The organism is Phaeodactylibacter sp., from assembly GCF_022763345.1.
Classification (GTDB): domain Bacteria; phylum Bacteroidota; class Bacteroidia; order Chitinophagales; family Saprospiraceae; genus Phaeodactylibacter.
Genome location: NZ_JALEGS010000029.1, coordinates 98,058 through 124,158, shown reverse-complemented (window position 1 = coordinate 124,158; position 26,101 = coordinate 98,058). Strand labels below are relative to the sequence as shown.

At 49.6% G+C, this 26,101-nt stretch carries 22 protein-coding genes; 8 read left to right on the top strand and 14 right to left on the bottom strand.

All coding sequences use genetic code 11. The features are described 5' to 3' along the window. Positions 1–88 precede the first annotated feature (88 nt). The 5 genes from MRY86_RS08470 to MRY86_RS08450 all read right to left on the bottom strand — a co-directional run bounded on the left by MRY86_RS08470 (position 89) and on the right by MRY86_RS08450 (position 5,324). On the bottom strand, positions 89–811 hold the full coding sequence (locus MRY86_RS08470) for a type 1 glutamine amidotransferase domain-containing protein (protein WP_293571264.1): 723 nt from the start codon (positions 809–811) through the stop codon (positions 89–91). A 194-nt stretch (positions 812–1,005) separates the two neighbouring features. Further along, complete coding sequence (locus tag MRY86_RS08465; protein WP_293565522.1) at positions 1,006–1,497, bottom strand: hypothetical protein; 492 nt, start codon at positions 1,495–1,497, stop codon at positions 1,006–1,008. Between the two features lie 88 nt (positions 1,498–1,585). Next, on the bottom strand, positions 1,586–2,158 hold the full coding sequence (locus MRY86_RS08460; protein WP_293565520.1) for a Crp/Fnr family transcriptional regulator: 573 nt from the start codon (positions 2,156–2,158) through the stop codon (positions 1,586–1,588). Between the two features lie 238 nt (positions 2,159–2,396). After that, positions 2,397–4,784, bottom strand: coding sequence for a choice-of-anchor B family protein (locus MRY86_RS08455; protein ID WP_293565518.1), 2,388 nt, complete (start codon positions 4,782–4,784; stop codon positions 2,397–2,399). A 114-nt stretch (positions 4,785–4,898) separates the two neighbouring features. Continuing rightward, a complete protein-coding gene (locus MRY86_RS08450; RefSeq protein ID WP_293565517.1) occupies positions 4,899–5,324 on the bottom strand; it encodes a hotdog fold thioesterase in 426 nt (141 codons plus the stop codon). A gap of 48 nt (positions 5,325–5,372) precedes the next feature. Here MRY86_RS08450 and MRY86_RS08445 point away from each other — a divergent pair, with 48 nt between their 5' ends. Together MRY86_RS08445 and MRY86_RS08440 are read left to right on the top strand one after the other, a co-directional pair. Further along, entirely contained in the window at positions 5,373–6,503 is a 1,131-nt protein-coding gene (locus tag MRY86_RS08445; RefSeq protein WP_293565515.1) for a glycosyltransferase, read from the top strand. Between the two features lie 8 nt (positions 6,504–6,511). Further along, on the top strand, positions 6,512–7,105 hold the full coding sequence (locus MRY86_RS08440) for a D-sedoheptulose 7-phosphate isomerase (protein ID WP_293565513.1): 594 nt from the start codon (positions 6,512–6,514) through the stop codon (positions 7,103–7,105). On the opposite strand, the gene MRY86_RS08435 is transcribed toward MRY86_RS08440, so the two are convergent. Continuing rightward, the gene (locus tag MRY86_RS08435) at positions 7,083–7,775 is read right to left on the bottom strand and encodes an SDR family NAD(P)-dependent oxidoreductase (RefSeq protein ID WP_293565511.1); all 693 of its coding nucleotides are present in this window, start codon (positions 7,773–7,775) and stop codon (positions 7,083–7,085) included. The two genes, MRY86_RS08440 and MRY86_RS08435, sit on opposite strands and share 23 nt — an antisense overlap. An 81-nt stretch (positions 7,776–7,856) precedes the next feature. On the opposite strand from MRY86_RS08435, the gene MRY86_RS08430 reads away from it, so the two are divergent. After that, positions 7,857–8,420 carry an HAD-IIIA family hydrolase gene (locus MRY86_RS08430; RefSeq protein WP_293565509.1) on the top strand — a complete coding sequence of 188 codons (564 nt, stop codon included), beginning with the start codon at positions 7,857–7,859 and terminating at the stop codon, positions 8,418–8,420. 78 nt (positions 8,421–8,498) lie between these two features. Here the strand turns inward: MRY86_RS08430 and MRY86_RS08425 are convergent, their stop codons facing one another. From MRY86_RS08425 to MRY86_RS08405, 5 genes are all read right to left on the bottom strand, one after another. Further along, positions 8,499–9,467 (bottom strand): glycerophosphodiester phosphodiesterase family protein, encoded by a 969-nt coding sequence (locus MRY86_RS08425; RefSeq protein WP_293565507.1) that lies wholly within the window; start codon positions 9,465–9,467, stop codon positions 8,499–8,501. Between the two features lie 59 nt (positions 9,468–9,526). Next, positions 9,527–10,933: a RagB/SusD family nutrient uptake outer membrane protein gene (locus MRY86_RS08420; protein WP_293565505.1), complete on the bottom strand. Its 1,407-nt coding sequence runs from the start codon at positions 10,931–10,933 to the stop codon at positions 9,527–9,529. A 30-nt stretch (positions 10,934–10,963) separates the two neighbouring features. Next, positions 10,964–14,515: a TonB-dependent receptor gene (locus tag MRY86_RS08415; RefSeq protein ID WP_293565503.1), complete on the bottom strand. Its 3,552-nt coding sequence runs from the start codon at positions 14,513–14,515 to the stop codon at positions 10,964–10,966. Between the two features lie 188 nt (positions 14,516–14,703). Further along, positions 14,704–15,705: a FecR domain-containing protein gene (locus MRY86_RS08410; RefSeq protein ID WP_293571262.1), complete on the bottom strand. Its 1,002-nt coding sequence runs from the start codon at positions 15,703–15,705 to the stop codon at positions 14,704–14,706. Between the two features lie 171 nt (positions 15,706–15,876). After that, a complete protein-coding gene (locus MRY86_RS08405; RefSeq protein ID WP_293568401.1) occupies positions 15,877–16,458 on the bottom strand; it encodes an RNA polymerase sigma-70 factor in 582 nt (193 codons plus the stop codon). 132 nt (positions 16,459–16,590) lie between these two features. Here MRY86_RS08405 and MRY86_RS08400 point away from each other — a divergent pair, with 132 nt between their 5' ends. From MRY86_RS08400 to MRY86_RS08385, 4 genes are all read left to right on the top strand, one after another. Next, the gene (locus MRY86_RS08400; protein ID WP_293568403.1) at positions 16,591–18,969 is read left to right on the top strand and encodes a M1 family metallopeptidase; all 2,379 of its coding nucleotides are present in this window, start codon (positions 16,591–16,593) and stop codon (positions 18,967–18,969) included. Between the two features lie 240 nt (positions 18,970–19,209). Beyond that, positions 19,210–19,452 (top strand): DUF433 domain-containing protein, encoded by a 243-nt coding sequence (locus MRY86_RS08395; RefSeq protein ID WP_044228125.1) that lies wholly within the window; start codon positions 19,210–19,212, stop codon positions 19,450–19,452. Further along, entirely contained in the window at positions 19,452–19,808 is a 357-nt protein-coding gene (locus MRY86_RS08390; protein WP_044228129.1) for a DUF5615 family PIN-like protein, read from the top strand. The genes MRY86_RS08395 and MRY86_RS08390 overlap by 1 nt, the downstream gene beginning before the upstream one ends. Positions 19,809–19,950: 142 nt before the next feature. Beyond that, positions 19,951–20,493: a GNAT family N-acetyltransferase gene (locus MRY86_RS08385; RefSeq protein WP_293568409.1), complete on the top strand. Its 543-nt coding sequence runs from the start codon at positions 19,951–19,953 to the stop codon at positions 20,491–20,493. A 12-nt stretch (positions 20,494–20,505) separates the two neighbouring features. On the opposite strand, the gene MRY86_RS08380 is transcribed toward MRY86_RS08385, so the two are convergent. Beyond that, positions 20,506–21,243 (bottom strand): hypothetical protein, encoded by a 738-nt coding sequence (locus MRY86_RS08380; protein ID WP_293568410.1) that lies wholly within the window; start codon positions 21,241–21,243, stop codon positions 20,506–20,508. A gap of 124 nt (positions 21,244–21,367) precedes the next feature. Between MRY86_RS08380 and MRY86_RS08375 the strand changes: the two genes are divergently transcribed. Then, the gene (locus MRY86_RS08375) at positions 21,368–23,434 is read left to right on the top strand and encodes a penicillin acylase family protein (protein WP_293571260.1); all 2,067 of its coding nucleotides are present in this window, start codon (positions 21,368–21,370) and stop codon (positions 23,432–23,434) included. A gap of 8 nt (positions 23,435–23,442) precedes the next feature. Here the strand turns inward: MRY86_RS08375 and MRY86_RS08370 are convergent, their stop codons facing one another. Then, a complete protein-coding gene (locus tag MRY86_RS08370; RefSeq protein ID WP_293565559.1) occupies positions 23,443–24,243 on the bottom strand; it encodes an alpha/beta fold hydrolase in 801 nt (266 codons plus the stop codon). Between the two features lie 165 nt (positions 24,244–24,408). After that, positions 24,409–26,070, bottom strand: a complete 1,662-nt coding sequence (locus MRY86_RS08365; RefSeq protein WP_293571258.1) for a SprB repeat-containing protein — start codon at positions 26,068–26,070, stop codon at positions 24,409–24,411. Positions 26,071–26,101: the final 31 nt, after the last annotated feature.

Below are 26,101 nucleotides of genomic sequence, written 5' to 3'. Positions count from 1 at the left end.
CTTGATTATTTGGCTCTCTGTAAACTTTGATTTCTTCATAACAGCTTAAAGTTAGTGAATTTTTAAACTGTCTTATTTTTACGCAAGTCTACACCTTGTAATCAGCTCCAGCTTTTTCTAATTCCTCTTGCGGGTGTTTAGGAGTATACTCAATACCAAATTGCTTTAATTGCTTTTGCGTTACCCCTGTCATGTTTCTGCCTGCCACTAAATAATTCCCGGTAGAATCTTTGGCCTCTGTAAAAGCAAGTGCGCCGTGGCACACACTACCGAAGAGGACATCAGAATTGTAGTAGGCTTCTGACACTTTCTCTCCCATCATTTCAGACGCCATATCATAGGCAGCGCCCCATCCACCGGCGAAGAAAACGATCTCATAATCATTAAAATCCACCTGAGCTACAGGAATTGAATTTTTCACCTTTTGCTGAAACACTTCGTCTTCCAGGTATCTCTTGTCTTGAGGCGACTTCAGAAAATAATAGAAGGATTGAGGATCTATTGGTATTTCTCCACCCTTGATGCTAGCTACATCCACTTCCATATTAGCATCCAAAAATTCGTAGTATGGGATAGTCATTTCTGAAGCGAACACACCTGTCTTTTTGCCTTCTGTTTCTCCCGGCTTGTTCAAAACTCCGTGACTAGTAGTTACGATGAGGGCTTTTTTGCCTTTTAAATCGTATTGTTTCCCGTCATACTCAGGGTGAAGCCCCAATGAATGAAGAATAGCTGGCAGGAAAATGAAAAACAATACTATTGATACCCCAATTGCAGACAAAACATAAACCACTTTTTTATTAAGCTTCATATTATGTTCAATTTTGAATGGCAGAATTGGCTATGACTGTATCCTAAACTACTGGACATTCTGAGATAGGATTGATTTTTCCTGCCTCCGCGCGCCGCCTTAAGGAGGGAACGCGAGCCCGCAAAAATCAATCCCATTGATCCATTGAAACCATTTTGTCAAGTAGTCTGACTGTATCCAACTACTTATCAGGATTAGTTTTCATCCAGATTTTCACCGATAAATGGTATCTGAGCATAAATCTCAGCCTGTATCATTGCGTTGAAGTAGTTTTCCAACTGCCAGAACTGAGCAGCTTTGCTTGTGCCCACTTCTTTCCTCATTCGATTGAAATAGGTTTTCTGAAGCTTGCCAAATGATTTTTTAAAGGCTTCCGTCCTCTTGAAAAGCTCCAGAATCTGCTCGTCAGAAATAGTAGGGTAACTTTTAGCGTAATCGGCTATAATTTTGAGCCGCATTTTTCCAAGCTCCTTGCGCTCTGCTTCGTATTCATCATAAATGTTCCAGAAACTTTCAGCATCATCGCCTAATTCCATAAAATTGGCGACCGCTACCTTCTTATCCAGACCGAAGGCCTCCTGGATAATTTCTAGTTCCGTCTGGGCTGATTGGGAAAAAACCGTATTAGCAGCAAAAAGTAAGATAAAGGATGCAGCTAGGGTTTTGAGTGTAGAAAGATTGATCATGACGTGAAATGTTGTTGTTTGATGGCACAAATTTCACATTCCTATATCCGCTATCCTTTTACATTTGTTGAAAAAACCTGCGAGCTTACTATTTTTCTTTTCTAATCCTGCTAAGCTGAGTTGGGGTCACCCCGATCATAGAGGCTACATATTTGAGTGGAAATTTCTGGAGTATTTCGGGATTGGTTTCCAAAATATATTGATATCGCTCTTTGGCTGTGCCATTGAGAAACGTAAAGTGCCTTTTAAGCAGTACCATTGCCCGATCCCCAATGTATTCTCTAATCAAAATATTAAATGTCACATTGCGATCAAGCAAATCCCATACGCGGTCCATATTTGCGACGAGGACGGTAGATTGCTCTAAGATTTCAATAACAATCGGGGACTTTTTGCCAGTCCTGACACTTATAATGTCTGAAAGAAAATTGTTTTTCTGAACGATCTCATCCGTGATTTCATCACCCTTGTCGTTGGTGAAATAAGTTCTGGCGCTACCATTTACAAGAAATCCTAGTTTTTTTATGACCGTATACCCTTCTTTGAATATTGCTCCTTTGTCGAGTTTTTTCTCAAAGAAAATGGATAAAATTTCTTGAACCTCTTGACTGCTAGGTTTTTTAACTCTTCGGTGGATAAAATCTTCAAAGTGGTTTTTCATGATCTCCAACTGCTGGCTTTTACAATGAAATTAGCGTTTTTAGTCCTCGGACTCAGGTTCAAGCAAATACCACGGTGCCCGTATAGAGGTGAAAGATACACTGCAATCTGCAGATTGGAAAAAACAAGTAAGTTCTCACACCACAATACCTTGGGTACAATAGGATTACAAGCAAAAAAAAAACGGGGCGCCACCTCACGGCAACGCCCCATTTCTTATCTCTTTTCCGAGTTGTATTTTACTGCTTCACCAACCGAAGCGTTTCCACCGTCACTCCATCCACCATGAGGTGAGCGAAGTAGGTGCCTGCGCTCAGCTTTTCGCCAAAGCGGAACTGCCCGGCAGCGGATTGTAGTTGCTGACGCTCCACTTCCTGCCCCAGGGCATTAAAGAGGATCAGATCAGCTTGTGCTGCTGTTTGCGGTACCTCATAGCTAACCGTGAAGGCGCCTTTGGCAGGGTTCGGGAAAGCCTCGAGCTGAACGCCCGCCGACAAATCCTCTGTATTAGAAGGCATGCCCATTTCTTCGACCAGTACCTTGTCGATGCCGGCTTCTACTAAATGGCCCTCCGCCTGATCGTCGGACGTGGTAATCACCAGGCGCATTTCGTCGGTCAGCTCGATGAGGTCTGCAAGGTTAACCTGCTGTATTTTGCGCCAAAGGCTGAGGGATTGGGTAATCGTAGCTATCTCGACTTCGTCTGTTCCGTTAGTGATGCTAATGACAAGCTCATCATTCGGAGTACCCCCACCACCATCATTGAAGAACCAGTAGCTCAAGGAAAGCATTGGTATGTCGTAATTGGACAGGTCCATGAACGGAGAGCGCAACACTACGCTGCCGTTGTCCACATCGTCATTGCCTGCACCGCCACCGGCGTTGCCTGTGGAATAGCAGCTGAAGCCCAGGTCATCGGGAGCATCAGTACCGGGATGCGATTGGGTGCCCTGATATTCCGTTCCTACGGGTATGCCCAGTTCCCACTGCCCGGTGGGCGAGGTGGCGCCGGTCAGCCAGTCGAAGTCAAACAGAAAGTCATCCTGATAGCCTGTTTCGAGGGCAACCGTTACTTCTGTATTGTTGCTCAAATCCACATCCTCAAGCACGGCATGCAGGTAGCCCCAGGAGCCGGCCACCACCTGATAAGTACCTTCTGTTATATTGTTGAAGGTGAAATTACCGCTTGCGTCTGCTACGGTATTGAAAGTAAAGGTCTCATTGAAAGCCTGCACCAATGCGCCCGGAACCGGCTGGCCGTCTCCATCGCGCACCGCCTGACCGGTAATGGAATATTGCTGCAGAGGCACGAGGTCAACGTCCAGCTCAGTGAGTACACCGTTGTCCAAGTCCACTTGCAGGGTCTTTGGCTGATAGCCGGGCTTTTCAAAAGTGACCGCAAAGGTACCTGCCAGCACCTGTCCGGTAGCATAGGCACCAAATGGGTCAGATTCCCCAAAGTTGGGCTGCCCGGAGTCGATAACTACCGTAGCACCGTTAATGGGGGCCTGTGTAACAGAGTCCCGAACAATGCCTTCCAGCCAACACGCTCTTTTGAAGTCAGGCTGCAGTACATAAAGCCCGTTGTTGATATCGGTTACCAGTACCGTTTGAGAAGGCAGGAACGGGTACAAGCCCCAGGCTCCGCTAAAGCCACCGTCACCGCCCAGCCAGGTATCGTAATTACCTACCTCGATAAGATTGGTTGGGCGGGAACCATCCACTATTTTACCACCATCCGTGTAGTAGGAAATCAGTAGGTAGTCGTCCCAAACATGAACGTTATGCGGAATCACGCCTGAGCCAACGGTTGCCACTGGCCGGTATTGGTCCAGCTCTTCAATTTCTGCAAAGTTGGTGATATCATAGGCTGCCACCGGGGCATTTGCTACTTCATCGGTCGTAAACGCAACGGTCTCATCCTCATTTACCCATATATTGTGGGTGAAGGAGAAAGGTGTACCTACAGAACCCAAAGTCTGTACATTTTGCTTGTCAGAAACGTCATAAACCGTCATGTTGCCTACATAAATTTCAGAGGCGTACATATGATTGTTGACCACATATACATCATGGGAATATACAGCCGGCGCCGGCGCTACAAACTCCGGTTCGCCTGTTTCGGTATCTACATCCAGGATGATCATGCCGCCATTATTCATATTACAGCCAGCCAGGTAAGCGTAGCCGAATTCATCGATGTAGATGTTATGGCAAGTTTCCAGCGTGCCCAGCCCGGGCAGGTCGGGTGTCCAGTGGTAGTAGGGTGCGGCTTCGGGCAGTTGCGACAGGTCGATGACCGTAACGCCTTCCGTGGTACCGCCCTGATCAGTAGTGATATAGGCGAAGTGCCCCCAGGTTTTCATATCCCGCCAGGTGGAGAACTGCCCCGGGATGCGGGCGACTTCCACGGCATTCTCGGGGTCTTCCAGGGAGACAATGGAGACGCCCAGCTGAAGCCCGACGATAGCGTATTCAATGCCCGTCTCGGGGTCGGCCCAGCCCCAGATATCGTTCAGACCGGTGTCATTGTATTGTACCTGAGACAGGAGTTCCATATTCAATTGTGCTACAGAATAGGTAGTTGTCATTGCAATAAATGACAAGAGTAAAAGTGCTTTCTTCATACTTTTTTTTAGCATTAGGTGGAAAAGTGTGGTGACTGGCTTTCGCCAAAACAAGCTTCCGATAGTTGTAAATTTAGCGGTCAAATATAACCAGCTTAATGGCAATTCCACCATTTAGCTCCGTTGGACTACTGCAATTGTTAGTCGGCTGACACATATTAGCCGTTTCTTTTCATCCGTGATGCGGATTTCCCAAATGTGGAGCTTTCGCCCGATGCGCAGTGGAGTTGCCCGCCCGGTCACCCGACCGCTCTTAGCAGACCGGAGGTGGTTGGCATTCACTTCTACTCCAACAGCCATGTGGGTTTCCATGTTGGGCAGGCAAAGCTGTGAGGCTACGCTCCCAATCGTTTCGGCCAAAGCTACGGAAGAGCCCCCGTGCAACAACCGGGCAGGCTGTACCGTGCGGTGGTCAACCGGCATCGTGGCTTCCAGATAGTTGTCGCCGTAATCTGTGAAAACAATATCCAGGTGGTCAACTAAAGTGTTCTGGCAGATTTGATTAATGCCCTCCAGGGTAAATTCCTGTTTCCAAATCATTGTGGTTAAGTGTTATTCGTTCTGAGATGATTATCTTGCGCCCAAAAAGTGAAGCAGGTTGTCTTTTTATCGCCCGCCCACCCGCTCAGGGGCGGTATCGCATCGAGCACGGAGCGCCTGGCGCAGGAACTGCAGCACCACGGCTACAAAGTCCGTATCCTCTCTTTCCGCCTGCAGTACCCCGCTTTTCTGTTCCCCGGCAAGACGCAGTACACGGACGACCCGCCTCCTGCCGGGCTACAGATCGAGCCCGTGATCAATTCCATCAACCCCTTAAACTGGATAAAGGTTGGCCGAAAATTGAAAGCGCTGGCCCCCGACCTCATTATTGTCCGCTACTGGCTACCGTTCATGGGGCCAGCCCTGGGCACCATCCTCCGCATCGGCGGCGGGGCTGAACGCACTAAAGTGGTGGCAATCACCGACAATGTGGTCCCCCATGAGCACCGGCCCGGCGATAAGGCCTTTACGCGGTACTTCCTTAATGCCGTGGATGCCTGCGTGGTCATGTCCCGCGCGGTCAAGGCTGATATCCGAACCTTTTCAAAAGAGATGCCCGTGGCCTACATCCCCCACCCTATTTACGACAACTATGGGCCGACGGTAGAACGGGATGCCGCCCTTGAGCAACTGGACTTACCAAAAGACCAGCACTATCTGCTGTTTTTCGGCTTTATCCGGGGATATAAAGGGCTCGACCTACTGCTTCAGGCCATGGCATTCCCGGAAGTGCGCACGCTTGGCGTGAAACTTATTGTAGCCGGTGAATTTTACGACGATCCGGAACCTTATCAGCAACTCATTGCCGGGCAAGGGCTGGAAGAGCAGATCGTATTGCGCAATGCCTATATTCCCAACAGTGAGGTGGGCGCCTACTTTGGCGCAGCAGACCTCGTGGTGCAACCCTACAAAACCGCAACCCAGAGCGGCATTTCCCAGCTCGCTTTCCACTTTGGCAAACCAATGGTGGTCACCCGGGTGGGTGGTCTGCCGGAAATCGTACAGCACGGAAAAGAAGGTTATGTGGTAGACGTGAGCCCCGAAGCAATTGCCACGGCGATTGCTGACTTTTACCACAACCAGCAACAGGAAAGCATGGAAAATGCGGTAAGAGCCGGGCGAAGCCGATTTTCCTGGGAAAATATGGTGCACGGTATAGAGGCACTCATCCGACAATAAAACAGAAAATGATGCAATTCACTATAAAAGCAGCCATACAGGCAAGTGTTGAAGCCAAAACCGCTATGCTGCAGGATGCTAAGCTGCTGCAGGCAATAGAAACCGTGGCTCAGGCGTGCATTGAGGTGTACCGGCGTGACGGCAAAGTCCTATTTTGTGGAAACGGGGGCAGCGCTGCCGACGCGCAGCACCTGGCTGCCGAGCTGTCCGGGCGTTTTTATTTCGACCGCCCACCGCTGTTTGCGGAAGCCCTGCATGTCAATACGTCTTTTGTTACGGCTGTTGGCAACGATTATGGCTACGATGCGATTTACGCCCGCATGGTGGAGGCTGCCGGACGACCCGGCGACCTGCTGTTTGCCATGTCTACCTCGGGCAATTCGCCCAATGTCCTCCTGGCAGCAGAAAAGGCTAAAGACCTGGGGCTGAAAGTCGTCGCTATGACCGGTCAGAGCGGCGGCAAACTTCGGGATATGGCAGACCATCTGCTCAACGCGCCCAGCAGTGACACCCCCCGCATACAGGAGTGCCACATGCTGATGGGGCATACCATTTGCCAGTTGGTGGAAGCCGCTCTGTTTACACGCCCCCGTACATCTTAAACTGCCCGAAGCGTTGCTTTTGGGCTGCTTCAGAACAGGCGAAGAGCATCGCCTCGGCTATTTCCGCCGGCTTCACCCACTGGCTAAAATCAGCATCTGACATGGCATCCCGGTTGGCAGGGGTATCGATGATACTGGGCAGAATGGTGACCGCCTGTACGTTTCGCTCTGCCCCTTCCACGTTGACGATATCGGCGAGCTGTAAAACCAACCCTTTAGACAAGCTATAGGCGACCAGGGCTGCTGCTGCTTCCGGATCCGTTGCCGGGCGTGCGCCAATCAGGATGATCCGGCCACCCTCTGCCATCTTGGGCAGGGCGTTTTGTACCGAATGGAATGCCGTCTTGAAATTCAGCGACAGCATTTTATCCAGATCTGCTTCCGAAGTGTCGGCCAGCTTGCCCATCGCAAAACCACCTACCAGAAAGATAGCGGCATGAACGTTTTCCTGATTGGCGAAAAATCCGGCTACTGCTTGGCCGTCCATAACATCCAGCGGCTGGATGCGCAATTCTGACGGGCTGCCCGTAGCCGACTTCAGGTGGTCGATCTGGTCCGGGTGACCGGGCTGCGTCATAGCGGTGACTTCGTATCCGGCTTCTAAAAACTTTTGGGTAACAGCGGTGCCCAGCCCACCTGCGGCACCGGTTATGATGGCTTGCTTTTTCATTTTGTTGTTTTGAAATAGAAGGTGGGTAACGCCCGAAATGTTTAAATTGCCCGCCTGCGATCAATCCCCAAATACAGAACCATGACCTACTCTGCCCTCTTTCTCGACCGCGACGGCGTCATCAACACCCGAATCCCGGGCGGATATGTCCGTCATCCCGGTGAATTTGAATGGATGCCCGGTAATCCGAAAGCCATCGGAAAGCTTCGCCCCTCGTTCGATTATTTTTTTGTAGTCACCAATCAGCAGGGCATTGGCAAGGGGCTAATGACTATGACGGAGCTTCAGGCGGTACACGATCACATGTGCGCAGGCTTGGAAATGGTGGGTGCCCTACCCGACCGCATTTACACCTGCCCCGATCTCAAAACAGTACCCAACAACTGCCGTAAGCCCAGCCCCAAAATGGGGCTTCAGGCCAAAGCGGACTTCCCGGATATTGACTTTAGCCGGTCAGTCATGGTGGGGGACTCGCTTTCTGACCTCCAATTCGGGCACAACCTGGGCATGCGCAACGTCTGGGTGACGGGAAAGGCGGAAGATGAGGCTGAAATCCGGATGGCGATTGAGGAAGGGCTGCCGGTCTGGCAAATTATTAACGGCTTACCAGAATGGGCTGACCAACTAGAAAATCGGGACGCTTAGTTTAACTTTAACCAAATGCCCCAACCTGTAACTTACAGATCGGGGCCAACACTCACTAGTAATATGAAACTCTATAAGTTAATCTCGGAGCCCTCTTTTTCGCAGGTAGCTGATTAAAAATGCAGGACGATCAGTTTGAATGATATTTGCGCCGTGCTCGATGATCCAGCCGTAGTGGGCATCAGGATCAGCAAGTGCCCTGTCATCGTGATGATAAGCGCAAAGCTTACCCCACAGGGCATTGACCCAAACTGAAATATCATGTTCTGCCATTTGGTCAATGGCATCGAATATGTTGGACCCTTCATCGCTATAAATCACCTCAAATGCTAATGGGTTAAGCTGCTCAATATATTCCTGAACGTACGCCAAGGGATCTTTGATGATATCCTCCTTTTTCTTGTAAATGTTGTAGTCAGCCGGCCACACCATAGGCATGTAAATAATACTATCGAGTAAGTTGCCCAGGGTATTACGCATGTTTCCGTAAGGCTCATTGCCTTTAAAAATACACTGTTCAACGGTACCTGTACGGCGGAGGACGTCAATGGTCTGAGGAAGGTAGCTCCAGGCTTTGTCCAGGTTGAGCAGGACCGGCTTGCCTTTCACAGCCAGCATCATCTCCTCCAGTGTAGGAATACGGTGGGAAGTCGTTCCAGCAGCACCGTTTTTCAGGTTCAGCGTTTTGATGGAGTCTAATGTCCAGTCAGCTACTTTCCCCGTTCCGGTGGTAGTTCGGTCCAGTGTTTTATCGTGAATGACCACCAACTGACTGTCCTTTGTCATGCGAATATCAATCTCTACGATTTCCACGCCCATCTCAATGCAGTTTAGGACAGCAGGAATAGAGTTTTCAGGCGCATTTCGCCAGTCCCCCCGGTGCGCCACCACCATAATGTAATCGTCTGTTGGCTGGTCTATCCACTGAATGATATCTTGATAGGAGGAAAAGACGGGTGGGTAAGTATCAATTGGTTTGTCTGAAAAGCTGGTAAACAGGAGGGCTGCGCCCCCGGCGATGAATAGAAAAATCAGCGTATGTTTCATGATGATGTTTTTTTTTGGAAAGCCGCAGTAGCGGAGCGCTACTGCGGCATTTCACTGATTTAGTATCCTGAATTTTGTGCAATAGCAGGATCTGTATCTATCTGGCTTTGAGGAATGGGAAGAATGAGGTTGTCGGCGGTTATAGTAATGTTCCTATTGTTAGCCTGGAACCAGGCATTCATGGTTTCCACTGCCCTGCCAGTACGTTTTAGATCGAACCAACGGTGGCCTTCTCCGATGAACTCAAAGCGGCGTTCCAGCTCGATAGCGGCCCGCACTTCGGCTTGTGAAGCAGCAGTCGTATTGCCCAGCCCGGCGCGGTTGCGCACCTCGTTGATGAGAGGAAGCGCTTCGTCTTGCCGCCCTGTCTCTGTAAGCGCCTCCGCATACTTGAGCAGCACATCAGCGTAACGAATGACGTAGTAATCGGTGCCACTGTCGTTCACCCCAGTGGGAGACACTTCGTATTTAGTGGAGAAGTAAAATGGATTGGCTTCTGCATCCAGGTCCACATAGTCATCCCGTCGAGTGTCTTCAGCTTCAAAGCTGTTCACAAACGCCTCAGATGGCAGGTTATGGCCCTTCGCGTTACCGGTTGTCCCAGACGGACGAAACTGTGTGGCAGCAGGACTACCCTCTGTATTGCCATTAACGCCACTAGCGAACTGGACTTCGAAAAGCACTTCTTCGTTGCCCTCGTTGGCCATACCAAATATATCTGCTGTGGTTGGCATCAGGCTATAAATATTGGAATTGATAACGCTTTCTAATAAGCCTCTTGCATCGTTATAATTGCCCTGATTCATCAATACATCTGCCAAAAGTGCCTGTGCTGCTCCCTGCGCTGGCCTTCCCGCTGATTTTTCACGGGGTAAACTTTGAATGGCATCCTCCAGGTCAGCTTCGATTTGCAGGTATACTTCGGAAGCAGCGGTGCGTCCCTGACCAAAAAAGTCAGAGGGGTTGAGTGTTTCTTCCACCACGAGAGGAACATCTCCGTAAAGACGTACAAGGTTGAAATACAATAAAGCCCGAATGAACTTCACCTCTCCAATCCGAGCAGTTTTGATGGAGGGGTCTTCATACTCGATGTCTTCAATCCGGTTTAGTACAACGTTGGCTCTTTGAATGCCCTCGTAGGACTCTCGCCAAATGTCACCTACCAAATCATTGTCAGCATTGGTAGAAAAGTCATCCAACTGGCCGAAACGGCCGCCATCGTTGGCAGCGATTTCCTCAAAAGTATCCTCCCCCGGTATTTCGCCTACACCGATTAAATCCAGTCCGTACAAACCTCCGCTTTGCAGTTGCGCGTAAACACCGGCGATTGCGCTTTCTATTTCAGCTTCACTTGCAAAGAAGCTGTTAGCCGCCTTTTCTGTGATGGGGGTTAAATCTAATTCGTCTGAGCAAGCTGCCACTAAACACACAATTCCACCCAGAAGTATATATTTGAAAAAATTCATTTTGTTTGATTTTAAGTTTTGAAAGTTTGACTAGAATCTCACATTGACACCAAAAGCCATAAACCGGGTGAGTGGGTTAGTCGTCTGAATCCATCCCCTGGTCAGGGTCTGCCGGGTGTTTGAGCGGTTGTCAATTCCATCTGGGTTGTACCCTCTAAAGTCAGAGATATTGAAGACATTATTACCCGTAATGTAGAGACGCAAGCCCTCAATACCTACCCGCTGTACCCACTCGCGCGGGAAGTTATAGCCAATCTGCAGGCTTCTCAGACGGAAGTAATCTGCATCCAGAACCGTCAGATTTGAAGAGCGGGTCAGACGGCCCGCAGAAGAAAAGCTGCTGAAATCCGGCCGGCGGAAAAACCCATCGGGATTATCATCCGTGAAATAGTTGTCCACATAGTATTGAGAAGGCACAAAAAAGCCTTCTCCACTTTCCGTATTGCGGATCATCCGGTCGGCAGCTTTACGCCCTTCTATGCCATTAAACTGTAGAGCCAAATCAAACCCTTTATAGCCAAAATTCAACCCAATACCATAGGTGAAATCAGGATTGTAATCCCCCAGCACTGTGCGATCATCAGGAGTAATCTGCCCATCGCCATTCACATCCCGAACGATATAGTCACCTACCTCGGTACCGGGCAAAGGAGTGATAGTTTCTGCTTCAAGGTCTGCCGCAGAACGATACACGCCGATAACATCATAGGCATAAAATTGAGCCATAGGATCGCCAACACGAGTTATGAAGTCCATCCCTCCATTTCCCTGAATGATCTGTGTCTGTCCTGCACCCAGGGCCACGATCTGATTTTCATTCGTAAAGATGTTAGCGTTGAAGCCAAAGTCCACCGCACCAAGTTTAAAGCCCCTGCCACGAAGCTCAAATTCAAAGCCTCTATTATCAAGTTCTCCAATATTCTGCAGGGAAGTACTGAATCCAGATTGCTGAGGTACGGGTACACTGAGCAACAAATCAGTTGTGTTTGAAGTGTAGTATTCTGCGGTAAGCAGTAATTTATTGTCCAAGAAGCCCAGGTCAACACCCAAATTAAGTGAAGTATTGGTCTCCCAGGAAAGGTCAGCGTTCGGAGATGTGCGGGTGTAGGATCCCGCTACCAAACCTCCATCGACAACATAATTATCCTGGTCCACCAAAGCTATAGAGGCGAAATCACCAATCTGGTTATTACCCGTTTGTCCCCAGCTGGCTCTCAGTTTTGCGAAACTGACCAGATCACTATCGGGGAAAAAGGTTTCATTACTCAGTGTCCAGCCTGCGGATAGAGAAGCAAAGGTGCCGTACTTGGTGTTCGCCCCGAAGCGGGAAGAGCCATCACGACGCAGGGACCCGGAAAGAGAGTAGCGGTTGTCAAAACCATACTGCAAGCGGCTAAAGACGGATTCCAGCGCCCATTTACTGCTCACAGAAGTGGCAAGCGGGTTAACTGCTCCGGAGATATTGCGCAAGTTGTCATCCACAAAGTCCTCGCTTTCCAGTCGGGTCCGGTTCCGAAATTCCTGCTGATAAGAGTAGCCCCCCAATACGTCAAAAGAATGAGCACCGGTTGAAAGGTTGTAAGACAGCAGGTTTTCGGTGATATAGTTTTCCCTTCTGGTATCGCTTTTGAAAGACATGGCCAGAGAATTAGCCACAGGCAAACGATAGTTGCCAAGTGTGGAGGGCGCAAAAAACTCTTCGGTTCCTGTAGTATAGTCACCGCCAAAGGAGGTGCGGAACTTAAGCCCAGGCAGAGGCTCAATTTCAAGGTAGGTATTTCCAAAAAGGCGGAAATCCTGATCACTATGATCGGTAAGTGCCATGGTTGCAACAGCGTTTCCGGAAATCGGCCCGTCCCAATTGTCATTATTATCTTGCAATTGATTGTCAACTGCCAGAGAGCCATCCTCTTCGTACACGGAATAGTAGGGGAACATCAGCATGATGGCCTGAGCAGGATCAGGTTGGGCACCCAAATTAAAATCTGACCAACCACGATATCCAACTGGTCGTGAGGTTGAAAAGGCGGCATTGGAAGTTACGCCAAAGCGGATAAAGTCATTGATCTGGGAATTGATCTGAAAGTTGGTAGTGTACCGCTGATAATCTGCTTCAACAACGATATTTTCCTGATCAAAATACCCAAAAGAAACAGAGTAATCTGTATTAGAGCTGCCCCCGCTCAAATTCAGGTAGTGATTTTGCTGGGGTGCTGTTCGGAACACCGCATCCGCCCAATCTGTGTTGGTTAAGCCTGGCGTTCCGTTAAGGTAATCTTGCAGGAAGGGCTGAACACGGGAACGCTTGCCGCCGCCATTGGCATCGCGCGTCGCATTATCATCGGAAATGCTTCTGCCTTCCCCGCCTGAGAGGTAGCCAAAATTTCTGGCATCGAAGTCAAAACGGGCTGTTCCGTAGGCATCAGCCAACTCAAAATTATCAATGCGCTCCTGGAATCCAAGATAACCATCGTAAGTCACTCGGAGTTTTCCTTCCTGCCCTTTTTTGGTCGTAATCAATATAACTCCATTTGAGGCCCGGGAACCATAGATTGCTGCTGATGCGGCATCTTTCAGGACACTTATTGACTCAATATCCTGCGTATTGATCGCGCTCAGGGCAGAACCTTCTGTAAGCGGGTTGCCGTCAACTACTATAAGTGGGTTGGTACCAGCTGTAAGGGTATTGATACCTCGGATTTGAATGACCGAATTCTCTCCCGGATTCTTGTTGTTCCCGGAAATTTGCACCCCTGAAACCGTACCAGCTATTGCTTGATCGAAACTGGCTGCAGAGTAATTATTGAGGGTATTGTTATCTACTTTTGATACGGCACCATTGAACTTCTCCTTCGTATCCGTGCCGTAACCAATGACCAAAACTTCATCTAGTTCCGTAGAGGAGGTATCTAGGATGATTTCCAGTTGAGCGCGGTTGTTTAAAGAAATATACTTAGAGTCATATCCGACATAGGAAACAATTAGTACCACATCCTCTTCATCCGGTACAATAATCGAAAAGGAGCCATCAACGTCAGTTACCGTACCATTGCCGGTACTCCTTACCAAGACCGTAGCCCCGACAAGGGGTTCTCCTTCTGCTGATTTTACCACCCCCTTTACTAACCGGTCATCGCCTGATACGAGAGAGGACAACTGATAAATGATTTTGGTGTTTTCCAATTGCGCAAGTTGCTGCAACTCCAAAGTTGGTGGCACTTCCAAATTGAGCCTATGCCGGGATGGAGCTTCGAGTATCTGTTCGTCAACCGTGACGTAAATGATTTCTTCTTCTACTTGAAACTTTAGGTTCGACTTGCCAGATAAATACTTTAGCAAACCTGCGAGCGGAAGATTCTGCTGCTTGTTTGACACCCGTATCCTATGAATAGCATCATAGTTGTAGGTAAAGAAGAAGTCCGTCTGCCGCTGAATATCGGCAAAGGCTGCTTCTAATTTTAGGTTATCCCAATTGCTGGAAATATAGGTCTCTTCCAGTATTTGAGCGTGACCGGAAGTGCCCAGGGCAACTGTGGCAAACAGTGCCTGCAAGCAACCCACGAATAAAAAGAATTTCGACATGGCGAAAACTTTTCTTAGTAAGCAAAGTTTCATAATTTCAAATTGAGTTTTTAAATAATAGGATTACACCCTTTGCCTGTTACCTAATCCCAAATGCTCGCGGCCAAACTTGCTTTGGGAAAGGGTTGGCAAAGGTTTAAAAGCTCAGCCAGCTAGTCCGCTAGCTGGCTTTTTCTTATGATTTGATTTTAGTCCTTTGGCAGGATCAGTATATCTCCATTGGCTTGCGCCTCAAAACGATAATCCATTACTTTACTGATGCCTTGTAATACTTCATTTAAGGTTAGTTTTTTGGTGTTATACCGGTGGACAAGTTTGCCGGAAATCAAACTGTCTCCTTTGATCTTGAAGGGCTTCCCATACCATTTCTCTAAGGTCATAGCTACTTCGTAGACATCTGCTTTCGTGAAATAGATCACCCCGTTTTTCCAGGCGTACGGGGCATCCGAAACAAACCGTTCTTTCTCCGCCCGCTGTACTTGATGATGGTAGGTGAGCTGCTCTCCAGGTGATATCCTTACGGAAGTGTCCCGTTGAGCGTCCCAAATTACCTCTACACTACCTTCTACCAGCGCCACTTGGACTATGCTGTCACCTTCCTCTGCTTTCAAATTGAAGGAGGTACCCAAAACCCGGGTATCTAAATGATCGGTTCGCACAATAAACGGGCGCTGAGGGTCTTTGGCGATCTCGAAGAAGCCCTCACCGATCAATTGTACAGATCGCTCACCTTCTGAGAAGGGCTCTAAATAAGTTAGCTTGCTCTCCCTCTTTAGCCAGACTACCGACCCGTCTTCGAGTTCAACTGGCATGGGTGCTGCGTCCAGATTAACTTGTTCAACTAGTTGTTGACCAGAAGGACCCGCTGATGACTGGAGATACCAATATGCCCCAAACGTGATTAAAAGTACTGCAGCAGCGGCAGCAGCTCCTCTAAATGCCCAGGAACTTGTCCAACGAATAGTTAAAGGTGCGGGCTTTTCCCGTGCAGTTTCTATCTTTTCCCACAGGCGTTCCTGCAGGTCCGAGGTATCAGACTCCTCAGGTTGCGCTGTTGACTGCCAATGGTCTTCTAGCATCTCCTCAAGTCCCGATTGATCCGAACCTTGCCAGTACCTTTGTAAATGCTCCAGTTCCTCAGAAGAGCATTCTCCCCGGAGGAGCTTATCGATCAATTTCTTTTCTTTCATCCTTGTCGTTTCCAAACACGTTTCAATAAGGGCATACGGTTGCCAATCCGGATAGGATTACTCCGCGAAAGAAAAAATTAAAAAATTTACCGGAAAAGACAATTACTGGGAGAAGTAGCCTGACATTTATCAGAGAAATCCGAGCCGATGCTACTTATGCGTAGCGGTCATTCACGAATCAGGAAGCGATTTTTTTCTAAGCGTAGCCAGAGCCTTGGTAATATGGACATGCACCGTATTTTTGGAAATGGAAAGTTCCTGAGCGATTTCATCGTAGGTAAGGCCATGGTAACGGCTCAATTTGAAAACTTCTCGCCTTTTAGGCGGCAAGTCTTCTATTGCTTTCTGAAGATAGATCAAAACCTTTGATTGCTCTGAAAATTGCGGAGGGTTTGCACCGCGGTTTACCGGTGCATCTTCTGCCAGTGCTTTGATTAATTGCTGTTGAGTAGTCTTTGCACGGAAGTAATCGATAATGGTGCTTTTGGCAATTTGGAAAAGCTGTGGTTCTATGTCCAGGTCATCCTTAAAACGATGCCGGTTTTCCCATGCTTTTAGAAAAATATTTTGGCTCAGGTCTTCTGCTTCAGTGGGATCTTTAACGCTCTTTAAAGCAAAAAAATACACCCGGCGGAAGTAGTTGTCATACAACGACCGAAATTCAGATTCATCACCGCTCTTTATTGCTCTGACTATATTCACTAGTGGTGTAGAGTAAATGCGTTTTTCAAAATTAGATAATGCAGCAGCCAAAGTACTATTCAGGGGGTTAAGTTTTTGTAAATTCAAAAACCACGACTACTCAGGAAGCTTTCCGCAACAATTGCCCACCCCCAGCCCACCGGAAAAACGTATTTTAGCCCCTCAAACCACATTTACACGACCATGCAACTGCTTCGATTCCTCCTTCCAATGGCCCTGTTCGGGCTCTTCACAAGCCTTCATGCCCAAAATCCCGGCGCCGACCACGGCAACAAATTTGAGCAACTGGGCACCCTCATCACTCCGCCCAATAGCTACCACGCCTGGGATGGTGCCCCCGGCCCCGATTACTGGCAGCAGCGGGCCGACTACGAAATCGACTGCACCCTCAATACCGAGGAACAGCGCCTGGATGGCAGCGAGTGGATCACCTACTACAACCACTCCCCTCAGCCGCTGCGCTACCTGTGGCTCCAACTGGACGAAAACCAGCACTCCCCGAAAAATGACAACCAATATTTCGACCCCAGCTCCATCAAACCTGTGATGAGCGAGTACGAACTCAAAGCCCTGGAAACCTGGCGCGGGCGGGATAAATACGGCGTGAACATTGAAGCTGTAGCCGATGAGAACGACCAGGCGCTGGAGTATACCATCAATCAGACCATGATGCGCGTGGAACTGCCTGAAACCCTGGGCCCGGGCGAGCATTTCCGCTTCCGGGTGGACTGGCATTACTACATCGTGGACCGGGTGTACCTCAATCACCTGCTCGAAGCTACCGGCAATGCCGCTACCCTGCCCCGGGGCGGCTATGAGTACTTCCCGGAGGACGACAACTACCTCTACACCATCACCCAATGGTATCCCCGCCTTTGCGCTTACACCGATTTTGAAGGCTGGCAAAACAATCAGTTCACCGGCCGGGGCGAGTTTGCGCTGACCTTCGGCGACTATACCGTGCGCATTACGCTGCCGGAAGACCACATGGTCGGCTCCACCGGAGAATGCCTCAATTATGCGGATGTGCTTACCCCAAAACAGTTGGAGCGCTGGGAAGCCGCCCAGACCGCGGACGCCCCGGTAGAAATCGTCACCCTGAAGGAAGCCAAAGCCCAGGAAAAAGCGAAACCTGCTAAGAAAACCCAAACCTGGATTTACCATGCCAATCAGGTGCGGGATTTTGCCTGGACCGCCAGCCGGAAATTCATTTGGGATGCCATGCCGCACTACAACAGCGATGGCAAACGGGTGATGTGCATGAGCTATTATCCCAAAGAAGCCTACCCTATCTACAGCCGCTACTCTACCAAAGCGGTAGCCCACACCCTGAAGACCTATTCCAGGTACAGTATCCCCTATCCATACCCCACTGCCATTTCGGTAGAGGCCAGCAATGGGATGGAATACCCCATGATCTGCTTCAACCCCGGCCGCGCCGAGCCTGATGGCACTTACACCGAACTAGCAAAGAAGAGCGCCATTTCGGTCATCATCCACGAGGTGGGCCACAACTACTACCCGATGATCATCAACAGCGATGAGCGGCAGTGGGCCTGGTTTGACGAGGGGCTGAATACCTTCGTGCAGTTCCTGGCCGAGCGGGAATTTGACGCCGACTACCAGAGCTGGGCGGGGCCGCCTCATCAGATCACGGCCTATATGAGCATGCCGAAGGGGCAACTCGAGCCTATCATGACCAACAGTGAAAACATTAAGGATTATTTCTCAAATGCCTACCTCAAGCCAGCCACTGCCCTCAACATCCTGCGGGAAACCATCATGGGGCGGGAGCTCTTCGATTACGCCTTTCGGGAATATGGCCGCCGCTGGGCGTTCAAACACCCCACACCGGCTGACTTCTTCCGGACGATGGAGGATGCGAGCGGCGTGGACCTCGACTGGTTCTGGCGGGGCTGGTTCTACAGTACGGACTATGTGGATATTGCCCTTGATAGCGTCAAATGGTACAAAGTCGATCTGGAAAATGACCCCGAACGCCGGGAAATCACCCAACCCGTACGGGCATCCAAGCCTTTCCGGGATCTTTCCCAAATCCGTAATGAAGAAGCAGGTATCGTCCCTGCCGATGAGGAAGACCCTGAACTACAGGATTTTTACAGTAACTACAGGCCCTGGGAAACGGCAGACAGCGTGACACAGCAGAAAATTGTGATCTACGATGAGCCCTTCAGCAAAAAGGAAAAACAGCAACAGTTTGGCGATAAGAACTACTACGAGCTGCACTTCAGCAACAAGGGCGGGCTCGTCATGCCGGTCATCATACAATGGACCTACGAGGACGGCAGCACCGAGATCGACCGCATCCCTGCCCAAATCTGGCGCAAGAACGAATCGGCCTTCACCAAGGTTTTCGTTAAGGAAAAGCCGGTCAAGGCCATTGAAATCGATCCCTTCCGGGAAACAGCAGATGCCGGGCTGAGCAATAACAGCTGGCCACTGCGGCAGGTCCCGTCACGCTTCCAAGTCTTCAAAAAGCATAAGATTGAGAGTGGGAAAAACCCCATGCAACGTGCCAATGGGAAATATACTGACGATTAAGTGGTCTCCGATAAAGATCGGAGCAGCAAACCTACTCAATGTCTGCCTGCGTGTCGGTACTTCGGTAGGATTGAATGAGCTGAAAAATATAAAAGCAGATGAAAATACAATGATAACAATACAGGTATGGAGAAGCAGAGGCTGTTATTGAAAGGTATGAAGGAGGCAATGAATTGAATTATTCAGAAATAAGAGGTAACTTTCTTTTTTTTAAAACCCAGCGACGAAAAGCAGAAAAACATGGAAAAATCGGAATTATTATACCGGATAACAATGAATCCGGAAATTTTATTTGGTAAGCCTTCAATCCGAAATATGAGATACCCTGTATCAATGATTTTGGATTTATTGTCAGCAGGAATGACGAACGAAGAAATTTTAGCTGACTACCCTGATTTAGAATTAGAGGATATTCAAGCATGTTTAGCCTTTGCAGCTCGATTAGCGAATGTAGAAAGCATAACGAAAATTAAAGCTGCTTGATGAAATTTATTGTTGATGCTCATTTTCCAAGACGATTGAGTAAATGGTTGAATGTTAGAGGTTACGACTCGATTCATACATCAGATTTACCGAAAGGTAATAACACTACCGATATTGAGATAATTGAAAAATCAATTGAGGAAACAAGAATTGTAATAACCAAAGACAGTGATTTCTTAAAATACCGAGTAGTTAAAGGGGAGCCCGATAACATCTTAATGGTCACTACTGGAAATATAATTAATACCGAATTGATTAAGCTATTTGAGGAAAACTTTAAAACCATAACTGACTTCTTTGAATCGGGTAAAAAAGTCATTGAATTAAGCAATGAAACGGTGATAGTACATTCCTAAAAGGAAAGTCAAAAAAGAAGAATAATTAAAAAATCATACTGTGCCTAACCCAGTGCAGCCGAACAATACTTCGCTGCGCTGCGTACTGCGGCTGCACAGCCCTTATTGCGTATAACCCTTTTTGTAAAACAACCCAACCACCATGAGCCCAACCATAGAAACAGCAAGGTATATCCTAAGAAAGCCGGAGGAGCAGGATGCTCAGGGGTTTTTCGATTTGGATTCCGATCCTGAGGTTCATAAATACCTGGGGAACAACCCCATCAAAACAATGGATCAGGCTCATGATACAATTGCCTATGTCCGCAATCAGTATGATCGATATGGCATAGGCAGATGGGCGGTGATTGACAAAGCCACGCAGGACTTCGTCGGCTGGTCAGGGCTGAAGTTCGAGACCACCGTGCGGGACGATATGGACTACTACGATCTTGGCTACCGGCTCAGGCGGAAATACTGGGGGCAAGGCATTGCCACCGAAACGTCCCTGGCGGCACTGAAATACGGCTTCGAAACGCTGGAGCTGGAAGAAATTTTCGCTGGTGCTCATGTCGACAATATCGGCTCCAACAAAGTATTGCAAAAGGTAGGGCTCCGGCTGATTGAAGTCTTTGAATTTGACGGAGCCGACCATAACTGGTACGGGATCAGCAAATCTGATTGGCTGAAAATTAAGCACGGGTAGCGGCCGCCAAACCTACGAATGGCTGGCGATATATTTATTCAGGTCATGCTCCAGCCCGGTGGGGAATTTTACGCCCTCTTCGAAGCCTACGTAGACCAGGCTGATGGATTCGTCAGGCAGGAAAAGACTTTCGTATTTGCTGAGCCAAACCACCAGGTGCTGTTCCAGCTCTTCCAATCGCGGCACCAGGGATTTTAGCGCTGATTGGGCTTTAAGGAGATCGTAGGTTTTCTGATGATTTTCCCGGATAACATTCTGAGTATACCCCCTTATCATACGGTGGTATCGCTTTTCCTTATCGGTCATCTGATCGTAATACTGCGCGAACACATGGTAATAGTGGTCCACATCCTCAATACCAAAACGTTGGCGCAAGGACGCCATAAGGAGATTGCGAATATTGCACTGCGCCAGGTAGGCATTGTGCGTCGCTTTGATTCGAGCGTGGATTTCTTCCAGTAACTCTAGGCTACGGTCCTCGCTTTCAGCGTCAGCCACTGCTGCATGCAAGTGGCGGTTCAGACTAAGGATAGACGAGCGGATCTGATTTAGCTCCAAGTCAAGGTGTTCCTGGCTTGCGGTCCCCCGGTTCAGGCGCTTTTGGTAGTTGTTCAGCCGTGCTTTAAGCAGGATGATTTCTTCCTTATCGGCTTCGTCTTCAACGCTTTGCGCCAGCAGGTCCAGCGCTTGTTTTAGGTGGCCCTCTATAATAGCCTCGTCTATAGTCAGCGCTATATCCTCATTTTTCATGGGGTTAAATGGATTGATACAATAGGTATAACGACTTCCGGGGTTAGGGTGTTGCCTGAGGAAACAGCACCTCGCCCGCAGAAATTCGAGAATCCTTCTTTATCTTTAGGGCAAAACCGGTTCAATGCGATATTTAATATTCGTCTGTCTCTGGCTCACCCAATATGCTCTTCCCGCTCAGATTGACCCTGCCAATATCGAAATCGCCCGCGACCAATGGGGCGTACCCCACATCTTTGCCCCTACGGATGCTGAAGTCGCCTACGGGCTGGCCTGGGCCACTGCCGAGGATGACTTTCTCACCATGCAAAAGCAACTGCTGCCCGCTAAAGGGCTGATGGGGCAGGTCTTTGGCAGGCAAGGCGCTCAGCTTGATGTGATTGTGCACCTGCTGGGCGCAAGAAAAACGACCCGGGAGCGCTACACCACCGACCTCAGCCCGGATTTCCGGAAGATACTGGAAGCTTATGCCGATGGGCTCAACGCCTATGCAGCCAGGCACCCAAAGGAAGTCCTCCACCGCAGGCTTTTCCCGGTGGACGGGCAAGACCTTATCCCCTCCTACATGCTCGGGCTGGCACTGCTTTCGCAAATTGATGAGCCCCTGGGCGCCATTTTCAGCGGGCGCATGGGGCAGGAAGTTGATCAGGAAAGAGGCTCCAATGCCGCCGCCATCGCCCCGCACAAAACGACAACCGGCGAGACCTTTCTGCTTGCCAATTCTCACCAACCGCTGGAAGGGCTCTACTCCTGGTACAAGGCTCATGTGTGCAGTGAAGAGGGCTGGAATATGCTGGGCGCGAATTTCCCGGGGGGTGTCAGTCTGTTCCTGGGCACCAATCCCTACCTCGGTTGGGCACATACCGTCAATTATCCCGACTTCACAGATATCTACAAACTGGAGATGCACCCGGAACGGGACCTGACTTATCGGTTTAATGGGAAATGGCTGAAACTGGAGCCTGACTTTTACAAAGCCCGCATCCGCCTGCTGGGCCTGCTGCCGGTAGGCAAAAAGCAAAAGTTTTACCAGAGCAAATACGGCATTACCTTCGAAACGCCCAATGGTTTTTTCGCCCTTCGCACCGTTGCCAATCAGACCATCAAAGCACCGGAGCAGTGGTACCGCATGAATAAAGCCCGGAACTGGGATGAATTCCGGGCGGCGCTGGACCTTCAAGGCATCACCTGCACCAACATCGTGTATGCGGACCGCGAAGGGCATATTTATCATCTCGGGAATGGGCTGCTGCCCAAACGGGACCCCAACTACGACTGGTCAGGCATACTGCCCGGCGATACTTCCGCCACCCTTTGGGAAAATGACTTTTACCCGGTAGACCAGCTGGTGCAGGTATTTGACCCGCCTTCAGGTTATGTTTACAACTGCAACCACACCCCCTTCCGCAGCACTGGCCCTGGAGACAACCCCGATACCACTGCCGTACCACCCCACATGGGGTACCAACGCCCCAACGACCTCACCAACCGGGGCGCCCGCTTTCAGGCTTTAATACAGCAATACGAGCAGGTGAGCTACGAGGACTTCAAACGCATCAAGTATGATCAGGCTTATGAGCAGCCCATGGTAGCCGTACCCTGGTTTGAGCCCATTTTCCATCTCAACCCGGCTGATTATCCGGAAATTCAGGAGCAAATCCTCCTGCTGCGGGATTGGGACCGGGTGGCAGATGCTAATAGCGAGGCCGCTGCCACGGCCATTCTTGCCTATTTCCACCTGGAATCTGCGCTGCAATCCGGACAGTCAGTGCTGGAGCTCGATACCCTTCCGAAAATACGGCTGGTAGAAGCCTTGCGTTCCGTTCAAGACCACTTCGTCGAGCACTTTGGACAACCTGTAGTCCGTCTCGGCAAGCTACAGCAGCACCGCCGGGGCGATATCAGCCTGCCCATGGGTGGCGGCCCGGATGTACTCGCCGCAGTACGTAGCGAATTGCAAAAGGATGGCCGCCTGCGCCCGGTCTCCGGTGATTCCTACATACAATTTGTCCGCTACAGCGAGGAAAGGGTTCAAATTGAAAGCATCAACGCCTACGGAGCTTCCGCCCGCCCCGACAGCCCGCACTATACTGACCAAATGCAGCGCTTCACTCAGCAGGAGCTAAAGCCGATGACGCTGGATAAGGAGGCGGTGCTAAACGGAGCGGTTCGGATATATCATCCGGAGTAGGCCCTGCTTTATTGTTTATCCAGAAAGGCAGCCATAGCCTCACACACCGCCTCCGGCTCTTCGACGGATGAGGTATGGCCGGCGCGGGGTATAATGAGCAATTGGGCATTTGGAATGTGCGCTGCAAGGTATTCTGATTTGGCGGGAACGGTGGCAACATCCTCCGCCCCGACCAATACCAGCGTTGGGCACTGAATATCAGCTAAGGCCTCTGGTGGTACTGCTTCCCGCTCAATGACGCCTTCCACTGCACGCGTAATGCTCCGGCTGTTGCGGGTCAGTTGCTGCTCCCAATACTTCCTGAGCGAACGCCGGTTAGGATCTTGCAGGAAGGATGGGCCAAACATGATCTTCATGACTGGCCGCCTGACCGCCCAGGTGCCCACTAGTTTTACAATCCGGTTGAGCATCCGGTAGCGCGGGATGTTCTCTGCCGGCTCTGCCTGGGCAGAAGTACCCATTAGAATCAAGGACTGGACTCGATCAGGGTGCCGACTGGCCAGGCGCAGCCCGACAAACCCACCCATACTCAGTCCTGCGAAGTGGCAGCGGTCGATTTTCAGGGTATCAAGCAAGGCCAAAGCATCCCCGGTGAGGGTATCCATATCGTACCCACCCTCTGCAACCGCACTCCGCCCCTGTCCCCGGTGGTCGTAGGCGATGACCCGGTACCGGTCTTTGAAAAACGCGATCTGATCCGCAAACATGCGACTGCTCCAAAGCAGGCCATGAGCAAACAGCAGCGTCTCAGGACCTTTACCATGCTCTTCGTAGTAAAGTTCTGTTTGATTGGCGTATATCTTGGGCATATTTTTGACAAAAGGTAGGCATTTCTGTGGATTTCTCCACCCTTGCAGACAACTCTGCTGTGCTACGGCCCGGCAATTCCTCCAAGAAAGGAATTTCCTGCTTCGGCTCGCTGAGGAGTACCTCTTCATTAAAGGTGTGGTATGTAGCCCAATTAAAGTAAAACCTTAAGGGCTCACGAACCATATTCCAGGCACTCCAGTCTTTAGCTCTGGAAGAAAAATTTTATAAGCACCTGAGGATATAATCCCTACATTAGCTTTATAATACGGACCATCTCTTTGTATTGGGAATGTTCCAACAAAGCGTCCATCAACCTGATATATCTCAATTGTACTTATAGCAGGTATAACTGTTTCAAACCCCAAAAACAGGTTTTCCCCAGTTGATGGATTGGGAAAAAACCGGGTATTTAACTCCGTAGCAGCCCAGCTTATGTTTACCCCTAACGGTACATTTACGCTATCTACCAAAATACAATCTGCTGCATCTGTGACCGTTAATGTGTAAGTCCCTGTTTCTACCTGTAATAAATCGGCGGTAGTTGGCCAGCCCGGGGCATCCCACTCGTATAGTAACGGAGGGGTACCACCATTGACCGCTGTAAATACACTGCCACCTCCCTGGGATGAAGCTGGCTCTACATCAAACGATACCGCCAGAGAGTCGGGCTGAAGCAGTTCCTGTTGAAATACATAGCTGCAACCATATCCATCTGTTACAGTCAGGCTGTAATTACCGGCAGATAGCTCCTCTATGGAATTGGAAGCCGATCCGGTACTCCACAACCAGGTGAAGGGCGGCACCCCACCATCGGTTTCAGCACTAATACTTCCCTCCGTTCCACCAAAGCAAAGAGGTGCTTCCTTCTGCCAAACTATATCCGGTTCAGGAGTGGGCTCCACGGTCGCATTAGCCGAAATGTTGCAACTATTGGCATCCATGACCTGCACGGTATAAATGCCCTCAGCAAGGGCCTGAGCTGATGCCCCTTCCACCCCATGTGACCAGGAATAACTGTAAGGAGGGGTGCCCCCGTCCGCAATCGCTGCCAGCTGCCCCATATTAGCGTTGCAGGTATCAAGCCCATCAGCCAGTTCAACAAGCAGTGGAGGTGGCTCCTGAAGCGTGACCGGTCCAATGGTAACCACCTGACCGGATGCGTCCGTTACAGTGCAAGTATAACTTCCCTCGCCTACTTCGGTTAAGGTCGCACCTTCTGCGCCGGTATTCCAAACAAAGCTCAAGGGAGGAAAAATGCCTTCTGTAGTAATAGCAACGCTTCCGTTGGTATCACCAGCACAGGCAGGCGAGACCGTTAAGATATCAGTAACTTCCAATACTGATGATCCCGAAGTGAACGAAAAAACCCGGGAAGGGTCACTGTATGCAGGCATGGGGGCACCGTTGTTGTTCGTCCAGTTTCCCAGTTGAACCGCTTGCCCGTTTTCGGAATACGCTAAGACTTGATCCTCTATGGGGTCGTAGAGCAGCAGCATAAACACATCGGCTTCCGTTAACCCTTCATCAATCGTATTTGTTGACGGATCATCTCCAAAAATGTTCAGATTGGCATAAGTGACGCCATCAAAAGATACGATTTCGGATGCCCCTGCACAATTCCCTTCGCTGTCGAAGGCAGCAACCCAACTACCTGTGGCCGCAGGCGAAGCGTCAAGTTCTACCTGCCCCAACAGGACTCCTGCAAAGATAGTCGGCGTGTAATCAAAAGAAGATGGCTGCCCCCTAAGGGTTTGTGGATTAAATAGCATTAACCACCAAAAGGCTGAAAGGAAAGCTTTAGCTAATTCAGGTTTCAGTATAATCATGGCCGTATTGGGTTTTTAGCTTCAGGCATTG